This window comes from Caballeronia sp. BCC1704 (assembly GCF_902833455.1).
Lineage (GTDB): Bacteria > Pseudomonadota > Gammaproteobacteria > Burkholderiales > Burkholderiaceae > Caballeronia.
Genome location: NZ_CADFFT010000003.1, coordinates 160,644 through 181,129 on the forward strand (window position 1 = coordinate 160,644; position 20,486 = coordinate 181,129).

The following is a 20,486-nucleotide window of genomic DNA, read 5'->3' on the forward strand; positions in this document are numbered from 1 at the left end:
ACCGAAAAACGGAAGCGTGGGATGTCGACGGCGGCCCGGCTTGCTTGCCCCGCGGGCTGCCGCTGATGGCGCCAGTAGCGGTTCGGCGCATGACCGTCGCTGCGCTATGGGCGCTTGCAAGCGACTCGTGAACGAGGGTTCTAATCAATCGCCAACCGGTCGCGCTTCGCCAGCGTCGCAGTGCATGACGCAGCGCCGGTCGTCAGTGAACCCGAAATCTCGATCGAAAAATGTATTGGCTGTGCAGTGCTTCCCTCGATCGCTTCAATGCGATGAGGCTGGATTGATAAATGGACAGCAGTTTCTGGGAGTGTGTCGGGTCGTTGCCGGCCTCTATCTGTTTCAACAAGCGGTCCGCTTGCAATCGAACTTGTTCTTCGCAGTGTGCGATCGCCTTCTCGATTGCGCTGAGGCCAGGGGTTTCGCTATGTTGCAAGTCCGGCGCGTGCGCTTCGTTCTGTTCGTCGTTCGCTTCGCGGGCCGTTGGCGTGGCGCCGAGTTCGTTGATGGTTGGCTTTGCATCGAGTTCGGACGTCGCTTCGCCGTGAAAGTCGATCATGGCAATCTCTCAGGTATGCACGGACCAGCGCTCATGGGCGCCAGCCTTATTGGTAGTCGTCACGCCTCCGCCACGCGAGAAGCGAATGGCGAGAGAGGGCGCCGATCAGTTCTTCGTCTGATATCGAGCCGCCGCTTACATTTGAATGATGTTAGCCGCCGAACTTTTGTCTGCGCAGACATTTAACATCTTTTACAAATCTTCAGGAGGTGCTTAAGCGCGGACGGCCTGGTTAAGGTTGCGTGCACCATCGCATGCATTCGACGAGTGGCGAGCACTCGCACTGTCGCGTGCCGGTGGTTGATCGAAACGGTCGGCCTCGTTCACGGCATGCTGTCTGTCTATGCACGCCCGCGCCGCAAACCGCGAACGCAATGGCCACGGAATGCAACTAGTGTTCGCCACGTTCGCCACCTCTCCCGAAGGGCGAACGATCATGCGGCGTCGACAGGACGTGCAGCCGACGCATGACGTTTGCGCGCGAGCGTCCGTTCCGATGCCGGGTCGTCGGCTTCGCAGATCGATACGCGCACCGACGCGCGGCTGACCTGCGCTTGCAGCTTTCAATAGCGGCCAACATCGGATTGCTGGCGAACGCCGTCAACGTCCCTTCCACGGCACGAGCCGCCGTTCCAGCGCACGCATGCCGTAGTCGAAGATCCACGCGATGGCCCCGATCAGCATGATGCCCATGACGACCACGTCCGTGCGCAGAAAGCTCGACGCATTGAGCACCATCTGGCCGAGGCCGGCCGTGGCGGCGACCATCTCGGCCGCGACGAGCGTCGTCCAGCCGAAGCCCACGGCGATGCGCAAGCCCGTCAGTATCTCAGGCAGCGCCGCGGGCAATACGACGTGCCACACCACCTGCCGGAAGTTGGCGCCGAGCGACCACGCCGCGTTCACCTGCTCGGCGCTCGCGCTGCGCACGCCGGCACGCGCGGCCATCGCGATGGGCGCGAAGCACGCGAGCCAGATGACGACGATCTTCGCGGTCTCGTCGATGCCGAACCAGATGACGACGAGCGGCAGATACGCGAGCGGCGGCAGCGGCCGATAGAACTCCAGCGGCGGGTCCAGCAGCCCGCGCGCAATGCGGCTCACGCCCATCGCGATGCCGACGGGCACGGCCGTGACGACTGCCAGCGCGAACGCGCCGAACACGCGGATCGCGCTCCACAGCAGATGGTCGGAGAGCGGCAGGCCGCCCTGAAGACGCCCATGCCAGGCGGCGACGAATGCGCGCCATACCGCTTCCGGGGAAGGCAAAAAGAGCGGCGGCAACCACCCGAAATGCGTGGCGAACCACCAGAGCAGCGCGAGAGCCGCGACGCACAGCGCGCTCGGCACCGCTGTCGGTCCCGCGCCGGGCATGCCGCGATAGCGCGCGCGGCGTTTCGTGCGGGCGGCGCGCCGCGCCGGGTGCGACGCGGCCGTTGCGCCGGAGAACGACGCATCCGAAGCGGGCCGGTTCACGCCGCCTCCTTTTCCGTTCGATGCAAACGGCGCGTCAGCCGCTCGCGCCATTCGATGAACGCGGGCGACGACTTCACCGCGCGCGCATCGCGACTGCGAACGTACTCGCGCGCGAAAGGCAACTCGTGCACCTCCTCGATGCGTCCCGGGCCGGGCGTCATCAGCACGAGCCGCGTCGCGAGAAAGAGCGCCTCTTCCACGCTATGCGTGATGAAGAACACGGTCTTGCCGGTGCGCGCCCACACGTCGAGTATCAGCTCCTGCACGCTTTCGCGCGTGAGCGCGTCGAGCGCGCCCATCGGTTCATCCATCAGCAGCACTTCAGGGTCGCTTGCCAGCGCGCGCGCAATGCCGACGCGTTGCTGCATGCCGCCCGACAGCGCATACACCTTCGCGTGTTCATGCTGCGCGAGGCCGACGAGCGCGAGCGTGCGCCGCGCGATCTCGTGGCGCTCGGCGCGCTTCATGCCGCGAAAACGCAGGCCGAGCGCCACGTTGTCGAGCACGTCGAGCCACGGCATCAACGCATGTTTCTGGAACACCACGCCACGGTCCGCGCCCGGTCCGGTGATCGGCTCGCCATTGAGCGATGCCTCGCCCTCGGTCGGATCGAGAAAGCCGGCCAGGCAGTTGAGCAGCGTGGTCTTGCCGCAGCCGGATGCGCCGAGCGCCACGACGAACTCGCCGCTGCCGATGTGCAGATCGACGCCCATGAGCGCCGGCGTGCTCGCGCCTTCGTAAGTGACGCCGAGATTGCGGATGGCGAGCGCCGTCATTTCGCGGCCTGCTGCGCGTAGCGCGGATCGACGCCGGCAGAGTAGTCGGCCAGCACGTTCTGGATGGTGCCCTGCTGCTTGAGAAACTGCGCGGTCGCGGCGAGCGACTTCGCCGCGCCGGACTGTTGCCCGCCGCCGAGCCAGGTCGGCGACGCCTGCTCGCTCGCGGTCGGGAACGCGTAGAGCGCGAGACTCGCGGGCACGTCCGCCGCGTTCGCGCCGGATTCCTCGGCCACGGCCTTCACCTGTGCCGAGCCCGCGATCCAGTCCGCTTTGTGATCGCGATACTGCGCGTCGGTATCGGCGAGCACCTTGACGAGGCCGGTCATGAACGCGGCGTTGTCCTGCGCGAACTTGCGCGACGCGACGAAGCCGTCGAAGGTCGCCTTGCCGGTCTCCTTTGCCACTTCGCCCGACGTGACGAGCACCTTGCCGTTCTGCTTGACGCGGGCGAGCACCGGATCCCAGATGTAGGTCGCGTCGATGTTGCCGCGCTCCCACGCGGCCGCCACTTCGGGCGGACGCAGGTTGACGATCTTCACCGCCGACGGATCGACGCCCGCCTGCTGCAATGCGACGAGCGCATGGAAATGCGAGGTCGACACGTACGGCACGCCGAGCGTCTTGCCCTTGAGATCGGCAAGCTTGCTCACGCCCGAGCCGTTGCGCGCGACGAGCGCTTCGGCGTCGTTGATGTTGTCGAGAATCCAGAAGAGCGACAGGTCGACGCCTTGTGACAGCCCGGCCGCGATGGGACTCGATCCCGCCTCGCCGAGCTGTATGGAACCGGAAGCCAGCGCGCGGATGACGTCCGCGCCGCTGCCGAGCTTGCGATAGGTCACTTTGTAGCCCGTCGCCTTTTCGACGGCGCCGCTTGCCTGCGCATAGCGCCACGGCACGACCATATCCTGATAGCCGATCACGACTTCGCGTGTCTCGGCTCGCGTCGAAAGGGGCGAGAGCGCGGCAGCGGCGAGCAGGAAGGAAACGGCGGTCGCGATCAATCGGCGGCGATGGAACGTGTGTGTCATGGAGCGGACGAAGTGAAGTGATGTGATGGAGCCATCGACTATAGGCACTTCGCGTTCCAAGGCTACGAATCTTTCCTGCATAGCATGCGAGCGCCAACGGCATAAGCGTTGTGGCGTTTTCCTGCTAGCCATATTCGTTGCGGTGTGAAGAGGAAAGTGTCGGGCGATTCGAGCACGGTTTCGCGAGTTGCAATACCGTCGCGCGACTTCACTTCCGCCGCATCATGCGATCGAGCGGTAGAGGACGACTCGTCAAGAGGCGTTTGAGCGGACGAGGCGTACCAAAAGGGCGTCGAGCGCGATGAGGCCACACAAGAGTGAAGGAAACGGCGGTGTTCGGGGCAGCGGTCGTCAGGCCGCTGTCCGATCAGGCGACATTCCGATGCCGTCGATTCAAACCACAGGGCTCTGCCTCGTCTACCTGAAGGAGCACACGAACGAACAAACGAACATCATCCGGAGGAGAAGACGTCATGGGCTTTTTCGATCTGAGCGTGCGGGAGGAGGGTTCGTTTATTCCCGCTATCCGACACACCGTTCTGGAAGGGCCGCTCACACTGGTGCGCTTCTCGGACTCGAGCCGCCACGAGCAAGGCGCATACGGCAAGTACTGGATGTACGGCTCGGAGATACTCGAGGCCCTGGCGCAGCGGACGATCGATCGCTTGATCCGCGACGTCCGTCGGCGCTGGGCCATCTCGAACGACTGGGGCGACTTGCGCAACTGCTGGGTGCTGCGCCTGCCCGAAGGCGCGTCGCTCAATGCTTATTGGGGCTTCACGAAGCCGCAGCCGCGCGTTTCCAAGGAGGCGGCGGCGAACCTCGTTCAGCCGACCACGAAGTTCTATGCCGGCGGCTCGATTCAATTGATCCTGTCCATCGGACCGCGCGAGCGCGGATACATCAGCGGACCTTTCGTCACGCTCAGCCTGACGCCGTCGATGATCGAAGGCCGCTAATGCGCTTGCGTCACTCGCGAGCAGACGGCGCACACTGACCCGACTCCAGCGCGAGCAGATTCAGCACGAGCAGAATGGCGGGCTGATTCTCCGCGCTGATTTCGATACCGAGCGTGCCGCCGATCCATCGACCGATCTTGGTCGCCGCGAAGTCCTCGCTTTGCGCGCGCTTTTTGAGGGTGACGCCGAGCTTCAGCGCCCGGTAGTGATACGACGGAATGTGATGCCGTGACGCGATTCCGCAGAGGCCGCCCTTGTCGCGCGAACGCCAGCCGAACGTACCCGCGAGCACGAGTTGCTCGTACTGGTCCAGGCCGTCGATGAACTCGCGCGCCAGATCACGCACACGTGCTTCATCGAGTCCATGCTGAATCAGGACGGAGCGGACCGGATCGTCCAGCGCTTGAGCGTGTTCGTCTACCTGCTCTTCGATGCCTTCCACTTCCATCGACACGTCCCGCTGGTGGCTCGCGCTGCGCAAGTGGTCGACAAGAAATCGCCTGAAATACGCGCACACGGCGTAGCCGCTCGAAGGCGCGCTGTGCTCGCCCGCGTGCGAGCGGCCGTGGCCGGGTTCCAGGCGCAAGACCTTGGCGTAGATGAACTGGGCGATCAGCTCTTCCTTGTCCTCGCCTAGCGCGTGCAGTTCGGGCGGATGATACGCGCGCAACGCGCCTTGCACGAGCTGGTAGATCGAAATCATTTCGTCGTGCGAAAGGTTCGTCCGGCGCCGCCACAGATCGGTGAGCATCGGAAGCGCGCCTGCCTGCGCGACGTCCATGGTCAGGGTGTCCATCTCGTCATTCCCCCATTCAGGTGGCCACGAATCGAGTATGGTTTTCTAGAGGCAGGCGACCAATATACCGTTGGTAATAGCCGTCGTCTAAACGCCTGGATACACCGGCAAGGGGCTGACAGAATGCATGACGACCGACGAAAGCGCGAGGTCGATGCCGACATCGATCACGATGTGGCAAGCGTGCTCTATGCGGCGGATCCGGCCTCTTTTCCCGCGCATGCCTGTGCGATCGCGCTGCTCGCCGTCGTCTATGTCGCGTACGAGGGCGATGGGCCGCTGCCGCTTTTCTGTGTGCTGCTTCACGGCGTGGCAATCTGCCTGGCGATCGGCTTGTGGTCGTGGCGGTGGCGTCGGCCGTCGCGGTTCGGCGCGCGGCGCTGGATCGGGCTGCATGCGCTGCGCAATGTCGCGCTTTACGGCGCACCGGGCTTGTCGGCGTGGTTCGCGTTTCAACATGCATCCGCGGCGCTCGCGGCAGCGCATATCGTGCTGCTCGTCGCGCTCACCACGCTTGCTTATGCCGCGAACGCGCTGAACGCGCTCAACCTGCGCAGCGCGATGGTGCCGCTGCTTCTGCCCGCCGCTACGCTGCACGTTCTGCAGGCTGACAACGGGCGGCTCGCACTGGGCGTCGCGCTTCTCATCATCATCGTCGCGGTCGATCTGCTGGCATCGCAGTATCGCGACGTTCTTCGCGACCTCGCCGTGGCGCGCGCCGAACAGCAGCGACTCGCGCAAATCATCGCGCGGCAAAAGGGCGTGATCGAAGAAGCGAGCATCGCGAGGACGCGTTTCTTCGCCGCGGCGAGTCACGATCTGCGTCAGCCGCTGCATGCCATCGGTCTGCTCGCGCATTCGCTCGCCGATCGCCGCGCGAGCGAGGCGGAGCGCGAGGCCACCGCGCAGCACATCGTCGGCAATGTCGAAGCGTTGAATCATCTGTTTAACCAAGTGCTCGACCTGGCGCGCCTGGAAAGCGGCGTGACGCAGGCGATGCCGCAGCACTTCCATCTGTCCGACGTGCTCGCGCGCATCGAACAGCAGTTTCGTCCTGCGGCCGCCGCCAAGGGGCTGGCGCTGCGCATCGCGCCGACGTCGTGTGTCGCGTTCACTGATCCGGTGCTGCTCGAACGCGTGGTGGCGAACTTGGTGTCGAACGCGGTGCGCTACACCGAGCGCGGCGCAGTGTGGATCGGCGTGCGCCGGTCCGCGAGCCCGGAACGCTGCTTCGTCGAAGTGAGGGACTCCGGCATCGGCATTGCGCCGCAGGAGCACGAACTCGTCTTCGAAGAGTTCTATCAAGCGCCGCTCGCCGGCCGCGACCGGCGCGAAGGCCATGGTCTCGGCCTCTCGACGGTGCGGCGTCTCACGCGTCTGCTGGGCGGCGAGCCGATGCTGCGCTCGGCGCCCGGCCGCGGCACGACGATGCGCGTGCCGGTCCGAACCGGCGATCCGAGTCTCGTGACCGCGAGCCTCGTCGCGGCGCCGGTGATGAGCGCGTTCATCGACGGCCGCCGCGTGTTGTGCGTCGACGAAGATCCGGCGAACCTGGAAGCGCTCGGCGCGCTGCTCACGCGCTGGGGCTGCGTCGTGCGAGGCTGCCCCGACGAGCTCGCAGCCGTGCGCGCGATCTCCGAAGGCTTCGTGCCGGACGTGCTGCTTTGCGACTATCGGATCGACAGTCATCAGACGGGCATCGAAGCGATGCAGGCGGTGCGCGAGGCGCTGCGCCGACGCGGCCACCACGGTCTTGCGCGCGTGTTGATCACGGGCGACATGGCGTCGCCCGAACTCGCGGCGCTCGTGGCCGAAGGCGTGCCGGTGCTGCACAAGCCGGTCACGCCAACGCGCCTGCGCCGCACGCTCGACGTCCTGCTCCAGCCGCGCAGCGAGGGACACGAGGCGGCCTGATGCGCCGGGCTCGAACTGGATGCGTCAGGCGACGTTGCCGCGCATGCGCAGCGCGCGCAGATACTGTCCCGCCACTTCCGATGCGCCGTAGTGCACGACGGTCTCGTCGACGAGCGCCCAGACTTGCGCGCCGCCGAGTTGCACGCGCCGGCAGAACGACAGATCTTCGGACAGGTAATGGCTTTGTTGCTCGATGGTGTCGAAAAAGCCGTAGAAGCGGCCGTCCGGCAGCGCGTCTCGATACTGCTCGGGCGGCGCATAGCACTGCGTGAACGGAAGCGTGACTTCGAACGCATCGCGGCGCGCGAGAAAGATGCCGGTGCCGACGTGCTCCGCTTCGACGAAGCCGTCTATGACGCGCGCGCGGCCATCGCCGGAAGTCTTGAGCCGCACCGTGTAGTCCGCGTGCTTTTCGAGCCACTCGCGCAGCGTCAGCCCCTGATCGGAATCGCCGATGCGCCGTTCCAGATTCATGCGCCGGTATGGATACGCGACGCCGGCCACGCACTTGTCGGCGGCGAGCAGCTTCATCACCGCTTGCGGCGCGAAGCGCATGTCCGTGTCGAGAAAGAGCAGATGCGAGAACTCGCGATGCGCGACGAAGTAGCTCGCGAAGAAATTGCGGGCGCGAATGACGTGCGACGAGCCGACGTGCATCGTCTGGAAACCGCAGCCTGCGTCGGCGAGGGCGCGCGCCGTCTCCATCAGAGAGAACGCGAATTGGATGTGCACGTCGTCGTGATGCGTCGGCAGACAGACGAGCACGTTCGGCGCGCTCATAGTTCGCGTCCCGTGCGCAGCCAGTCGTTGATCACGGCGATCGCCGCCGAGCGGCTGTGCACGCCGAGCGCGCCGAAGATCACCGACAGGTGAACCTTCACCGTGCCTTCCGCGATCCGCAGCTCGCGCGCGATCATCTTGTTCGTGCAGCCACGATGAACGAGCCGCATGATCTCGCGCTGACGCGGCGACAAGTTTTCCATCAGATGCCGGTGATGCGACGGGAGCGGCGCGGCGCGCGCGTTTCCGAGCGGTTGCGTCGCGTCGGTCAGGCGTAGCGCCTCGACCGGCACGTAGGCGCCGCCTGAAAGCACCAGTTCAAAAGCCTTCTGCATCACGTTGGCGGGCTCTCGCTTGGGCACGAAGCCGAGCGCGCCGGCGGCGAGCACGGCGCGCATTTCGTCGACCGATTCTTCCGCCGACAGCACGACGAGCGGCAACGCGGGATTGGCCTTCAGCAGCGCCGCCAGCGACGACGCGCTCTCCATGCCCGACATGTGCAGGTCGACGATGGCGAGGTCGTGATTCGCGCCGGGGTGCGCGGCGGCGGCGAGCGTGTCCCAGCTGTCCGCTTCGTCGAAATGCGCGTCGTGATCGAGGCCGCGCAACAGCGTTTTGACGGCCTGGCGGATCAGTTCATGGTCGTCGGCGACGAGAAATTTCATGTTCGATCCATTCACGGCGCGGTCGATGGCATATCGTCGACGCACAGGTCGGGGTCGCTCACGACGCAATCGGCGCCCGGCATCGCGGGGCCGCCGCGCACGCGCACTGCGGATTCTCTGGCCGAGATGCGCAGGCCCTTGGGCAGCAGCACCCACATCTGCGCCGGCTGCTTCATGCGGCTCGCCTTCTGCTGCGCCTGCTCGCCGGTGCCGAAGAAATAGTCGGCACGCAGCGCGCCCCGAATAGCGCCGCCGGCGTCCTGCGCCATCAAGAGCCGCGCGACCTGAGAGCCGTTTCCCGCTTCGCTCGCGTTGACGAACACGGGCGCGCCGAGCGGCGTCGTGCGCGGATCGACCGCCGCCGAGCGTTCCGCCGACAGCGCCACGCCGAGCGCGCCGATCGGCCCGGCGGCGGAATCGGGGATGGTCCGAAAGAAGACATAGCTCGGGTCCGAGGAAGCGAACGCATAGCCGAGCGGCGGCGTTGGCGCGCCGGACGAACCGGTGGCTTCAGCGGTGGCGGACGCGACGGGCCGAGGTGCCGGGTAAGCCGCCGCCGATGTGCTCACGCGCGCCGGCCGCACGGCGGGCGTCGCGCCTTTCGCGAGCGTGAAGCCGCGCAAGAGCGGGGATTCGGGCGGGCCATCGGGTTGCGCTGACGTGTCGGCGGGCGGATCGGCGTTCTGCGCGCCGCGCAATAGCGCGGACTTCGGCGTGTCGTCGGAGGTGGAAGCGTCCGCTTGCGTGCTGACATCGCCTTCGTCGAGATCGATCTCGACGCCGCGCACCAGCACCTTGCGGCCCTTGCTCGACGCCGTTGCGACCGGCGGATTGAAGGCGAGCCCGTTCTGCTCGGCGTACGCGAGGCGGATCACGCCCGCGCCATCCGGCAGCACGATCTTGCCCGCGCCCTGCAGCTGCATCGCGTAGAGCATCGCGGGGTCGGCTACCCAGGCGAGCACCGGCGCGTCGATGCGCCCACGCTCGATCTGCGCGCGCGAGTAGTACGGCACGATGCGATTGCCCTCACGTCGCAGCCGCAGCTTCTTGTCGCGGATGTCGGGCGCGCTGTTGCCGAGTTCGAGCGCGTAGACGCCTTTGGCGTTGCCGGTCGCGATCGCCGCGAGCGGAATCACCGTGCGTCCTTCGACGCGCGCCATGACCGGTTCGTTGCGCGCGTTCGGCGGCAGGCGGCGCGCATCGAGGAAAAGCATGTCGCGCGGCACGCCGTAGACCGGATAGACGTAGGGCGCGCCGTAGGTTCGGCTGCCGCGCAGGACGGGTTCGTAGTAGCCGGTCAGTACGCCGCGCGAAGTCTTGTCGACGTTGCGGATCTGGTAGACCGTGAAGTTCTCCTCGAAGAAGCGTCGCACCGCGGCGTTGTCGTTCGCGGCGATGCGGCGCGCCGCCGCGCACGGCGCCGCCCATGCCGCCTTGCCGGCGAGCACAGAGCAGCCGCGCCGGAACGCGTCCCACGACTGCGCGACGTCGTCGCCGGACCAGCCTGGCACACTGGAAAACGGCACGGGCGTGTAGAGCGCGTTCTTCGTGGCGAAGGGCGTCGCGGTGGCGGAAAGCGCGGCCGCGGGGCTGGCGGGGAGCGGATTGAGAATCCCGGGCTCGCGCCCCGACGCCGCCGCGCTGACGATCGGCGCCTCTGCGGCGAGTTCGTCGGCGGTGGCGCCCGTGGAAGCCGTTTCGCGCGCCTGTGCGATTTGCGGCGCGGGCGGCGTCGGCGAGTTCGCGCATGCGGCGAGCGCGCCCGCGAGCATGGTGCAAAGCAACTTCAGCGTGACCTTCCCGCATGCGAACGGTGCTGCGCGAAAAGTGCCGGCGGCCTGGCCGCGCATACGTGGTGCCATGATGTCCTCGTCCAGCTTCAGGGGCTTTCTGTGTCACGCGCCGAAGGCCATGACGCGCGCTTCGCTATCTGGACGAATGGACGACGTCGATTTTGAAAGCGGCCGCACCGAATGCGACCGGGCACGAGGGCGCCGCGCTGCCGCACGACGGTACGCCCGCGAACGGCGACGCCGTGAGCGTGCGCCGCGCCGCAGCCGCGTGCTGGCCCTCGGGCGAGAGACTTGCGAAGACGGAATCGTGCGTCATGTCGAGCGTGGCGAAGTCGCGCGGCGCGCTGGACACGATCGCGATGAAATTGTTCGCGCCAGCGGGCTCGCCGGCTTGCATCGGCCAGGCCGGGCGCGGCAGCACGAGACGTTTGTTCGCGCCGATGCGGTTGTCCTCGTCGAGCTCGTTCGGGAACAGTTGCAGGTACTGATTCGCCGGATCGACGACGAACACGTAGACATACCCGTCGCGATTGCTCGTGATCGAGAAGCGCAGCCGGTCATGCCCGATGACCGCGCGCGGCTGCGGCACCTCCGCCTTCACGACGATGGACGGGTCCGCGAGCGACACGATGCGCGCGAATTCATCGGCGGGCGTGAATGGCGCGAGCGCGGACGCAGCCTGCGCCTCGGAGGCCGCCGCAATGACCGCGGACGATGCCGAAGCAGGCGCGGCGACAGCAGGAACCGGCGCGCTCGCAATCTTCGCGGCGCGATCGACAGCGGCGGAAGGCGCGTGCGACAGCAACTTCGGCACGAAGAAGCCGAGCGCCGCGGCCGCCGTGAGTCCGCATGCCGCGCCGGATATCCAGCCGATGCCCCGTCGCGGCGCCGCCGTCGCGCCATGCTTGCCGGCGCTTGCTGCATCCTCGTCTAGTGCAATGCCGAGTTCGGCGGCGAACTGCCGGTCGGTCTGCGGCCGGTTCGCGGGCTGCACGGCGAGCGCGTGATCGATCGCCTTCAGGAAGCGGTCCGAGTAACGCCCGGCGGCGAGCTTGGCGAGCGGCTGATAGCTGTCCTTCACCATTCGCCCGACGGACGGCGGCGGCGTTCTCCCGACGATCGCGAAGTAGACGAGCGCGGCGAGCGCGTAGTGATCGGTCCACGGTCCTTGTCTAAGCGACGGCACTTCGGCGTACTGTTCGATCGGCGCATATCCCGGCTTGAGGATCACGGTGAGCGCCTGCGTCATGTCGCCGATCACGCGCCGCGCCGCGCCGAAATCCAGCAGCACCGGCCGGTGACTCTCTTCCAGGAGGATGATGTTGTCCGGCGCGACATCGCGATGAAAGCAGTTGGCCGCATGCAGGACGGCGAGCGCGTCGACGAGCGGCGTGAGCAGCGCACGCAGCCAGGCTTCGTCGGGCGGCTTCTGCATGCTCTTGAGCGCGTCCCGGAGCGTCACGCCCTTGTAGTATGGCATCACCATGTAGGCGGTGCCGTTGGCTTCCCAGAAGCGATACACCTTCACGAGCGATTGATGATCGAAGCGCGCGAGCAGCCTCGCTTCGTCGTTGATGAAGCTCTTGAGCCCCGCGCGGAACGTGCTCTCGTAGCGCGCCGAACGGACCTGCACCTGCGTCGTGCCGACGCGCGCGGCAAGCGCCGACGGCATGTATTCCTTGAGCGCGACATGGCGGTCGAGCGAGGTATCGAAAGCCAGATAGACGATTCCGAAGCCGCCTTCGCCGATCAGCCCGACGATTTCGAACTCGCCGAGCCGCGTGCCCGGCGGCAGAACGTTGTGCGCGGCGGCTCGTTCGGGCGCAACCGGCGCGCCCTGCGTCCCGAAACCGCTGACGATCACCGTCCGGTCGGCTTCGCCGTGGTCTTGGGTCGGGCCATCTTCGCGGTCGTCGTCGCTCGCGTTCATGATCCGCAATCCCGCAACAAGGTGGTGAAGAGCGCCGTGTCCGGCAGACCGTAGACGGGCCACAGGATGAACGGGCGCGGCGCGCGCTCCGGCCCATCGGCGGCGCTCGCGGCCTGCGCCGAGGTCCATATGCTCATGCCGTAGACCTCGCTTTGCCACGCCGGCGCAAAGCTGCGCGCGATGGTTTCGGGCAGCGCCTCGGGCGATGGCACGACCCACGGCGCGTCGAGCACGGCGGCGCGCGTCGCGGCGCACGGCGACGACGGCGCCGGCACGGGCAGCGCGGCGAGTTGCTCGTCGAGGCGCTCGATGCTGTGATCGCAATCCAGCGCGACGAGCGCGACGCTCTCGATCGCGGAGAGCCATTGCCACAAAGCGGCGATCTCGTTTCCCGTGGCTGGCGCGCACGGCAGCGCCGCCGCGATAGTCAGTGGAAAATGCCGTCCGACGCGGTCCACCGACGCCATCACGACGCCCGTCCAGCACGAGGCGAGCGTCGGCGCGATCGCACCGGGCATCGCGAAGAAGCGCCAGACGGGGCACGTGAGATAGAGCGAAAGCCAGTCCGCGCCGAGCGCGTGCTGCGTCTCGGCGACGCGCTGCGCGAGCCATGCGTCCCACGGCGCGACGAAGGCGTCGGAGAGCCGCCGCGCGGCGAAGTCGCCGAGGGAGGGCAACTTGCCGTACCAGCCGGCGATAGCTGCGCCCCCGTCGCCCGGCGTGACGCCGTGATCGTCGCTCATAGGCGTTCCGGACAGGAGAACTTGCGCAGATCCGCGAGCCGGAACGGATTCTCGACGCTGCTTGCTGTCACTTCGAAGCGCGCCTTGCGGCCCTCCACGTCGAAGGTCACGATGAAACGCTCGGGCTGACTGGTCGGCTCTACGTCGAGCCGGTCGAACATGCGAAAGAGCGCCCACGGGCCTTCGAACACCACGTTGCTCGCGCTGCTCGAGGGCGGCGGCGTCAGTTGCAGGCTCACGCGTTGGGAGCCGCGCGCGCCGGGCCACTGGATCGTCGTCGCGATCTGTGGGCCGTGCGCGTAGGTGAGCACCTGCCCGTCGACATCGAGCGTGAAGGAGAGAATCGTCGGGTCCATGTCGAGCGGCTTGAACTTCAGCGTGAGCGCGGGCGTCTTGCCCCCCGCGGCGAAGAACACGCCGCGGATGGTCGCGGCGCGCTCGAACTGCGCAAGCCCGGCAGGGCTGATCTGCGTCGCCGACGAATCCGATTTCTTGAACGCCCAAGGCTTCGCGGAGACATCGACTTCCGGCGCCAGGTTCTTCTGGAAGAAGTCGTCGAACTTGCCGCCCGGCGCGAACAGCGTGCCGAAATCTTCAGGCAGCACGTCGCGCGCAGAAGCGGGGTTGAACGGATAACGCCCGCCCACCGCCCGCACGCAGTACGCCGAGATCGACTCCTTGAGGTCGTCCGTCATGTTGGCGCGCCGCACCCGCTGCGTTTGCGCGGCGCCCTGGCTGCCGAGGTCGAGCAGCGCGGTGCGGATCGGCTCGGGCATGCGCGCCGCCTGCGTGCGCAGCTTCGCCGGCGCGTCCGAGGGCGGCGGCGCGGTTTTTTGCTGCAGGGCTTCGTCGGTCGCGCTCAGGTACGTGTACATGTCGTTGATCGACGCGAGCATCTGCGCGACGGGCGCGGGCTGACCTGCGCCGGGGCTCGTCACCAACGCGCGCAGTCCGCTGAAACGATCGTCGACGATGCTCTCCAGACGCGTGCCCGGCGCGACCGGCGCGATGCGCGTCGGGTCCGGCCCGCCGATGACCTTCAGCAGTTGCTCGCGCGCCGCGCTGATCTTGTCGGTGGCTCGGTCGACGACCGTCGTTTCGCTGTCCGGTTTAGCAGCGAGCGTGGTCTCGCGCGACGCGGCCTTGACGAGCATCGCGAGCGGCGAATCCGGTGCGGACAGGATACGTGCGATCTGCACCGACTGAGTCAGGTTGTCCGCACGCACGATCCGCACGTCGTTCAGAAAGTCGGTCCACGCGCGCGCATAGTCCTGCAGATAGAGCAGCCGCACGTCTTCCGTCAGACGCTGCATCGCCGCGGGATCGCCACGCGGCAGGCCCGTCTGGTCGCGAATGCCGAGCACCCACGGCTCTTCGGCGGCGAGTTGCGCCGACACCTGATCGACGGCCTTGAGAAACGCCTTGTGATAACCGTCGAACGAATACAGGCCGGGCACTCCGCTCGTCAACGGCTTGCCGCTCGCGCGCACGAACACGAGGGACGCGTTCGGGCCGCCCGCGCGCGCCACGGTGAATTCCGGGAAGTCCGCGCCGACGCCTTGCTGTTTCACGCGCCCGTACACGCGCTGCGCGAGCGTGCTGGTGGCGAGCATCGCCCGGACGTGGGCGACGAGGCGGTCGTCGAATGGCAAGTTCGGATGCACCACGCCGCGCGCGAACAGCGTGTCCAGATGCGCGGCGAGCGCGACGCGCTCCTCATTGCTGACTTCGCGCGGCAAGCTGCTGTCCCAGTCGGTGACGATCCATGTCTTGAGCGCGTCGGCATCCTGATGATCGGGCTGGTTCATCATCAGATACGCCTTGAGCGATTCGTACGCGTAACCCGCATTCGACGCATTCGCCCCGCGCGCCTGTTCCTCGATGCGCGCCGCGAGCTTCGGCAGGAACAGATCGTCGAGCAGGCGGCGATAGGCGTCGTTCGCGGCGGCATCGAGCTTGGCGCCTTGCCACAGGCCGAGGCGCATCGCGAGCGGCGGATGAGCGGCATCGACCTGCGGAGTCGACGCGAGATTGCGCACGGCCGAGAGCAGCGGCAGCAGGGCGACGACACTCGCGTTCGCCGCGGTCGTGCCCGCCGCCGCCTGTTTCGCGAGCTGCGCGGTCTGCTCCACGCCCGCCACGTAGGAACGGTTGCGCAGATAGCTCGTGCCCCACAGCACGAGCATGCACGCGCTCACCGCCGCGATCGACGCGTAGGCTGAAAGCCTCCGCAGATGCCGTCGCCGCGCCCATTGCAGGTTCGACCCGGCGAGGCCCTGCTCCGCGAACACGACCTGCGTCAGCAGCCGTTCGAGAAAGAAGCTGCGCCCGCTCGCGGTTCGCGCCGGCGGCACGCTGCGGTCAATGCCGAACGCGCGCGAGAGCGATCCCATCACGCGGTCGATGGGCGTGCCTTCTTGTGTGCCGCTCGTGAAATAGACCCCGCGCACGAGCGGAATGTCGTCGTGCTTCGACTGCACGAAGGTCGCGCGCAATGCCTCCGCGAGCAGCGGCTTCAACGCGGCGAACTGCTGCGGAAATCCGATGATGGCGGCGCGCTGCGCAAGGCCGGTCTCGGCGTTCATGCGCTCGGGCAGGCGCGCGACGAGCCGTGCTTCGAGCGCGTCGAGCTCGGCGTCCACGCGCGCGGCGAATTCGGCTTCGCTTAGCGGGCGCTTCGGATCGTACGGAAAGGTGAAGCCGAAGACCTGCGCGCGCTCCTCTTTCGACATGTCCGCGAAAAATTCGCTGAAGCCCGCGAGCAGGTCCGTCTTGGTGACGAGCACGTAGACCGGAAAGCGCGTGCGGAACGCCTGCATCAGCTCGCGCATGCGCGCGCGCAGCGTCGCCGCCGCTTCTTCGATGCCCGCCGGCGACGCGCCGAGCAGGTCGGGCACGGCGAGCGTCAGCAGCACGCCGTTGATCGGCTGGCGCGGACGCGTCTTGCGCAAGAGCGCGAGGAAGCCTTGCCACGCGGCCTGATCCGTTTCGCGGTCGCCTTCGTGCGTGGTGTAGCGGCCGGCGGTGTCGATCAATACGGCGTCGTCGGTGAACCACCAGTCGCAATTTCGCGTGCCGCCGACGCCGCGAATCTTGTCGGTGCCGAAGCGTTCGGCGAGCGGAAAGCGCAGGCCCGAATGCACGAGCGCCGTGGTCTTGCCCGCGCCCGGCGCGCCGATGAACATGTACCACGGCAACTGGTACAGATACTGTTTGCCCGAGAGCGTGATCAGGTCGCGCCAGCCCGGTTTTCTCCCCGACGCGGCGATGCGGGCGTCGCGCAGCGCGGCGATCGCTTCGTCGAAGCGTTTTGCGAGTGTCGCGACTTCCGCTTCGCCGGGCGTGGGCGCGGCGGCGGCTCGCGCCATGTCGGGAGGCGCGGCCAGTCCGGCGCACAAGGCAGCCTGCGTGCGCCGCGCGCGCCACGCGACCCACGCATGCCGCAAGACGAGCAGCAGGACGACGCAGCCCATCGCGATGAAGCGCGCCTCGCGGGCTTCGAGCGGATATTTGCCGGCAATCGACACGAGCGGCCCGGCGATCCATATCACGCTCGAAACGAACAACAATCCGACGACGAGCAGCAGGAGCGGATGAAAGATGATCTTGAGCAGCGTTTTCATGTTCAGGACCCGGGCTTCGCGAACAGGGTGATTTCCACGCGCCGGTTGCGCGCGCGGCCGGCGGGCGAGTCGTTCGGCGCGACGGGATCCGCTTCGCCCTTGCCCTCGGCCTTCAGGCGCGCGGCGGGCACCGTGGCCGCGATCAGGTCGCCCACGTTCGCGGCGCGCTCCTGCGACAGTTCCCAGTTCGATGGATAACGCGCCGAGCGAATCGGCCGGTCGTCGGTGTGGCCGGTGACGAGCACGTTGCCCGGCACTGCCGCGAGCGCCGCCGCGATCCGCGCGATGAGCGGACGCACTTGTTCCGACACTTCCGCGCTGCCGGCCCTGAAGACGTTGTCGCCGTGCAGCGTGATGACCGAGCGGTCGACGCGGTCATCGACGGCGAGCTGGCCGTCGCGGATTTCCTGCGCGAGAAATTCGGCGAGACGCGGCCGCGCCGCCTGCGCGACGACGAGCGGCCGTTGCGCGCCCGCGCGGATCGACGCGAGCGTGTCGAACACGGGATCGGACAATTGGCCGAGGCGGAAGCTCATTGTCAGAAAGGCGAGCGTGAGCACCAGCAGCGCCAACGCGCCGACGACCCACACCGGCAGCACGTCGGTGGTGCGCCGCCGAGTCATCGCCACGCCTTGCCAGTGCGGCGAGAGCGCGCGCTCCGGCTCGCCGCGCTCCTTGCGGATCAGTTGATGAAGCCGTGCGCGGATCGCATCGAGCGCCTGCCGGCCTTGCGCCGCGACGCGGTAGCGGCCCTCGAAGCCGAGCGCGAGCACCATGCTCGCCAGTTCGAGCAGATGCAAATGCTGCGCGGGATTCTGCGCGATCCGCGCGAGCAACTGGAACACCTTCTCGCCGCCCCACGCCTCGTTGTGGAACGTGACCAGCAGGCTTTGACGCGCCCACACGCCCGCGCCCCACGGCGTGCACGACGCGGCTTCGTCGAGCATGGTACAGACGATGTAGCGCGCCGCCGTGACCTGTTCCTGCGCGATGCCGTTTACGCGCGCCTGCGCTTCGAAGCGGCGCACGCACGCCGCGAGCGAATCGCGCAAGGCGGCGGGATCGGCGCAGGCGCTCATCGCGCGAATGCGCGGCGCGAGCTGCAAGAGCGGCGCGCACGCGGCGACCAGCGGATTGACCGCGCCACCCTGCGCAAAGGCGGTATCCAAGGCAAGCGCGTTAGCATCGGGCGACGCCGCGCCGGACGTGAACGGTCCCTGCGTGCTCCCGGTGCGGCGGCGCGCGCCGGGATTGGGCTTGATCATCGTCTGCTCGGATTCGAATCCGGCGAAGGGATTGTCGTTCGTCATGTCGTCGAAATGCCTGAATGATCAGTGGCGGATGGCCCAGCACTCCAGTTCGAGCGCCGGAAACTCGCCCGCGATGTACATCGCGAGGTTGCCGGTTTGCTCCAGCTCCTTCCACAGCTCGCCGCCGCGATCCAGTTCGAAGTACGAATAACCCGCGTGAAATGGAATCTGGCGCGGCGCGACGGGCATCGCACGCAATTCGATGCCCGGCAGCGCGAGATTCACGAGATCGCGCAGCTTTTCGGCGGGCGCCACCTTGACCTGGGTCGGGAACCGCGTGCGCAGCGCTTCGCCCGGCATCTGCGCGCTCGCGGCGAGTACGAATGCGGCGCTGCGCACCAGTTCGAGATCGTTGATGACGGCGACGCGCACGCCCGGCTTCCTGCTCTGCAAGTCGATTGCGATGGCGTTCGGCTCCGGCACTTGCGCGAGCAGTTGCCGCACGTCGCGCATGAGCGGTTCGAAGGAACTGGCGAGATCATCGTGCCGATACGGCGGATAGGCGAGCACGCGGCGGCGTTCGTCGAACGCGGCGAGATCGCCTGCGAGCGCGAGCGTGATCTCATACAGGCGCTCGGGATGCAGGAGCGGCACCTGCAGCAGATGCGCGAACTGCGGCTCGAAGCGGTTCAGCGTCTGCAGCAAGAGGAAGTCTGCGATTTCAGAGACGCCGCCGCGCCCCGGGTTCGCGATATGCCGCGCGAGACGGTCCGCATGCTGATGCAAAAGGCCCGCGATTTCCTGCGCGTGGCTCAGGAGGCGCGCGTCGGCGAGCGCGTGGAGCATCGGCGGGACATAGTTCGCGTCGAGCATCACGCGGTTGTCCGCGCGACGCTCCAGCACGCGCGCGATGCCGATGGTCGCGAAGGCGTCCGTCGCGTCGCGCGCGAGCATGAGCCGCAGGTTCGGCGCGCCGACGCGCATCTCGGCGACGCGGTCGGTGCTCGTCGTGACATCGGCGACGGCGGTGTCGGTCGTGCGGTAGCGAAGCGCGCCGGCGTAACCGTCGGTCGCGGGCGCTGCGCCGTCCGGGTCGAACGCCTTCGCGCCGGCGCGCTCCAGCGGCAGCGCGAGCAGCACGGTTTCGTCGCGCGTGCCGGCGGGGATGTCGAGCGGCGGCGGCGCGGGGAAGTCGTCGGGAAAGGAGAACGCCGTGCCGTCGGGGAGGACGCCGAACCCCTGCGCGAGCGCGATCTTGCCGAGCCCGAGCGCGATGTCGTCGAGCATGAGCGACGCCCAGCCCCACGACCATGCTTCGGTCGCGCGCGCGTGCGAGCGCACGAGGTGCTCGATAAAGCGGTCGTGCTGCTGGAAATGCTGCGGTTCGAGAAACAGCCCCTCGGACCAGATCGTGCGTTGGTGCCAGGTCATGGTGGCCTTGTGCGCTCTGCTTGTTTGCCTGACGCTCGCGCATTGCCGACGACGATGCGAGCGCTCCGCTCATAGAACGATCTGGCGCCCGGATTTTTGGAAAGCGCCGCGCCGACGCATTCACTTCGCCTTCTTCTTCGATGCCGGCGGCGCGGGAGCGGGCTGCGCCGTGATCGACACGTCGGCGGTGTCGATGCGCACGCTCATGATCGTCGTCTGGTTCGGTGGCACCGGCGCGGTGGCCCGCCAGCGCGCGCGTTCGATATCGCGATAGGCGGCCACCACCGCGATGAACTTCGTGCCCGGCTGCGCGAGCTGCTCGACGCTCTGCTTCTCGCCGGGCTTGAGCAGGAACTCGTTCTTGGCATTGAGATCCGCGCCGAGGGTCGCCTGATCCTTGCCGTAGAGCGTGAAGAAGTCGGCGCTGTCGAAGGAGGAGGTCGCTTTTAGTTCGTACACCCGAACGAGAACGGGCGACGGACGCCCGCTGTGATCCGGATTGACCTTGTCGATGGCGTTCACGTCGATGTGCACGATCGTCGGCGGCGGGGGCGCGGGCGGCGGCGACTTGCAGGCCGCGACGGCAAGCGTTCCCGTCACGACGACGAGCGCGGCAGCGAAGCGCATGAAGGATGATTTCGGCTCGATGTTTTGCATGATGCGCCCGTATGCCCGCCAACACAGCAGCAGACGAACCACGTCCGTGCACTTTTCAAACCGGCCGAGGTGGTTCGTCTACTCGTGACACCGCCGCGAACGT

General features: G+C 67.3%; 16 protein-coding genes. 2 read left to right on the forward strand and 14 right to left on the reverse strand.

What is annotated here, in order from left to right:
• Positions 1 to 202: 202 nt before the first annotated feature.
• The 4 genes from HWX53_RS16455 to tauA all read right to left on the reverse strand — a co-directional run bounded on the left by HWX53_RS16455 (position 203) and on the right by tauA (position 3,842).
• Entirely contained in the window at positions 203 to 559 is a 357-nt protein-coding gene (locus tag HWX53_RS16455) for a hypothetical protein (protein ID WP_175942748.1), read from the reverse strand.
• Positions 560 to 1,159: 600 nt separating this feature from the next.
• Positions 1,160 to 2,035 (reverse strand): ABC transporter permease subunit, encoded by an 876-nt coding sequence (locus HWX53_RS16460; RefSeq protein ID WP_244140153.1) that lies wholly within the window; start codon positions 2,033 to 2,035, stop codon positions 1,160 to 1,162.
• Positions 2,032 to 2,811 carry an ATP-binding cassette domain-containing protein gene (locus tag HWX53_RS16465; protein ID WP_175942752.1) on the reverse strand — a complete coding sequence of 260 codons (780 nt, stop codon included), beginning with the start codon at positions 2,809 to 2,811 and terminating at the stop codon, positions 2,032 to 2,034. The genes HWX53_RS16460 and HWX53_RS16465 overlap by 4 nt, the downstream gene beginning before the upstream one ends.
• Positions 2,808 to 3,842, reverse strand: coding sequence for a taurine ABC transporter substrate-binding protein (tauA, locus tag HWX53_RS16470; protein ID WP_175942753.1), 1,035 nt, complete (start codon positions 3,840 to 3,842; stop codon positions 2,808 to 2,810). Before tauA ends, HWX53_RS16465 begins: the two co-directional genes overlap by 4 nt.
• A 473-nt stretch (positions 3,843 to 4,315) precedes the next feature.
• On the opposite strand from tauA, the gene HWX53_RS16475 reads away from it, so the two are divergent.
• A complete protein-coding gene (locus tag HWX53_RS16475; protein WP_175942755.1) occupies positions 4,316 to 4,801 on the forward strand; it encodes a hypothetical protein in 486 nt (161 codons plus the stop codon).
• Between the two features lie 10 nt (positions 4,802 to 4,811).
• Here the strand turns inward: HWX53_RS16475 and HWX53_RS16480 are convergent, their stop codons facing one another.
• The gene (locus tag HWX53_RS16480; protein WP_175942757.1) at positions 4,812 to 5,597 is read right to left on the reverse strand and encodes a hypothetical protein; all 786 of its coding nucleotides are present in this window, start codon (positions 5,595 to 5,597) and stop codon (positions 4,812 to 4,814) included.
• Positions 5,598 to 5,720: 123 nt separating this feature from the next.
• Here HWX53_RS16480 and HWX53_RS16485 point away from each other — a divergent pair, with 123 nt between their 5' ends.
• Positions 5,721 to 7,511, forward strand: coding sequence for a hybrid sensor histidine kinase/response regulator (locus HWX53_RS16485; protein WP_175942760.1), 1,791 nt, complete (start codon positions 5,721 to 5,723; stop codon positions 7,509 to 7,511).
• A 24-nt stretch (positions 7,512 to 7,535) separates the two neighbouring features.
• Here HWX53_RS16485 and HWX53_RS16490 read toward each other — a convergent pair whose 3' ends face one another.
• From HWX53_RS16490 to tssJ, 9 genes are all read right to left on the reverse strand, one after another.
• The gene (locus HWX53_RS16490) at positions 7,536 to 8,291 is read right to left on the reverse strand and encodes a hypothetical protein (protein WP_175942761.1); all 756 of its coding nucleotides are present in this window, start codon (positions 8,289 to 8,291) and stop codon (positions 7,536 to 7,538) included.
• Positions 8,288 to 8,956, reverse strand: a complete 669-nt coding sequence (locus tag HWX53_RS16495) for a response regulator transcription factor (protein ID WP_175942763.1) — start codon at positions 8,954 to 8,956, stop codon at positions 8,288 to 8,290. Before HWX53_RS16495 ends, HWX53_RS16490 begins: the two co-directional genes overlap by 4 nt.
• An 11-nt stretch (positions 8,957 to 8,967) precedes the next feature.
• Complete coding sequence (locus HWX53_RS16500; protein WP_244140154.1) at positions 8,968 to 10,818, reverse strand: MltA domain-containing protein; 1,851 nt, start codon at positions 10,816 to 10,818, stop codon at positions 8,968 to 8,970.
• 64 nt (positions 10,819 to 10,882) lie between these two features.
• Positions 10,883 to 12,679: a serine/threonine-protein kinase gene (locus HWX53_RS16505; RefSeq protein WP_175942765.1), complete on the reverse strand. Its 1,797-nt coding sequence runs from the start codon at positions 12,677 to 12,679 to the stop codon at positions 10,883 to 10,885.
• Positions 12,676 to 13,422: a type VI secretion system-associated protein TagF gene (gene tagF, locus HWX53_RS16510; protein WP_175942767.1), complete on the reverse strand. Its 747-nt coding sequence runs from the start codon at positions 13,420 to 13,422 to the stop codon at positions 12,676 to 12,678. The genes HWX53_RS16505 and tagF overlap by 4 nt, the downstream gene beginning before the upstream one ends.
• Positions 13,419 to 17,045 carry a type VI secretion system membrane subunit TssM gene (tssM, locus tag HWX53_RS16515; RefSeq protein ID WP_175942769.1) on the reverse strand — a complete coding sequence of 1,209 codons (3,627 nt, stop codon included), beginning with the start codon at positions 17,043 to 17,045 and terminating at the stop codon, positions 13,419 to 13,421. Before tssM ends, tagF begins: the two co-directional genes overlap by 4 nt.
• A gap of 2 nt (positions 17,046 to 17,047) precedes the next feature.
• A complete protein-coding gene (locus HWX53_RS16520) occupies positions 17,048 to 18,355 on the reverse strand; it encodes a DotU family type VI secretion system protein (protein WP_175942771.1) in 1,308 nt (435 codons plus the stop codon).
• A 21-nt stretch (positions 18,356 to 18,376) separates the two neighbouring features.
• Positions 18,377 to 19,726: a type VI secretion system baseplate subunit TssK gene (tssK, locus tag HWX53_RS16525; protein ID WP_175942773.1), complete on the reverse strand. Its 1,350-nt coding sequence runs from the start codon at positions 19,724 to 19,726 to the stop codon at positions 18,377 to 18,379.
• A gap of 120 nt (positions 19,727 to 19,846) precedes the next feature.
• Complete coding sequence (gene tssJ, locus HWX53_RS16530) at positions 19,847 to 20,383, reverse strand: type VI secretion system lipoprotein TssJ (protein ID WP_175942775.1); 537 nt, start codon at positions 20,381 to 20,383, stop codon at positions 19,847 to 19,849.
• Positions 20,384 to 20,486: the final 103 nt, after the last annotated feature.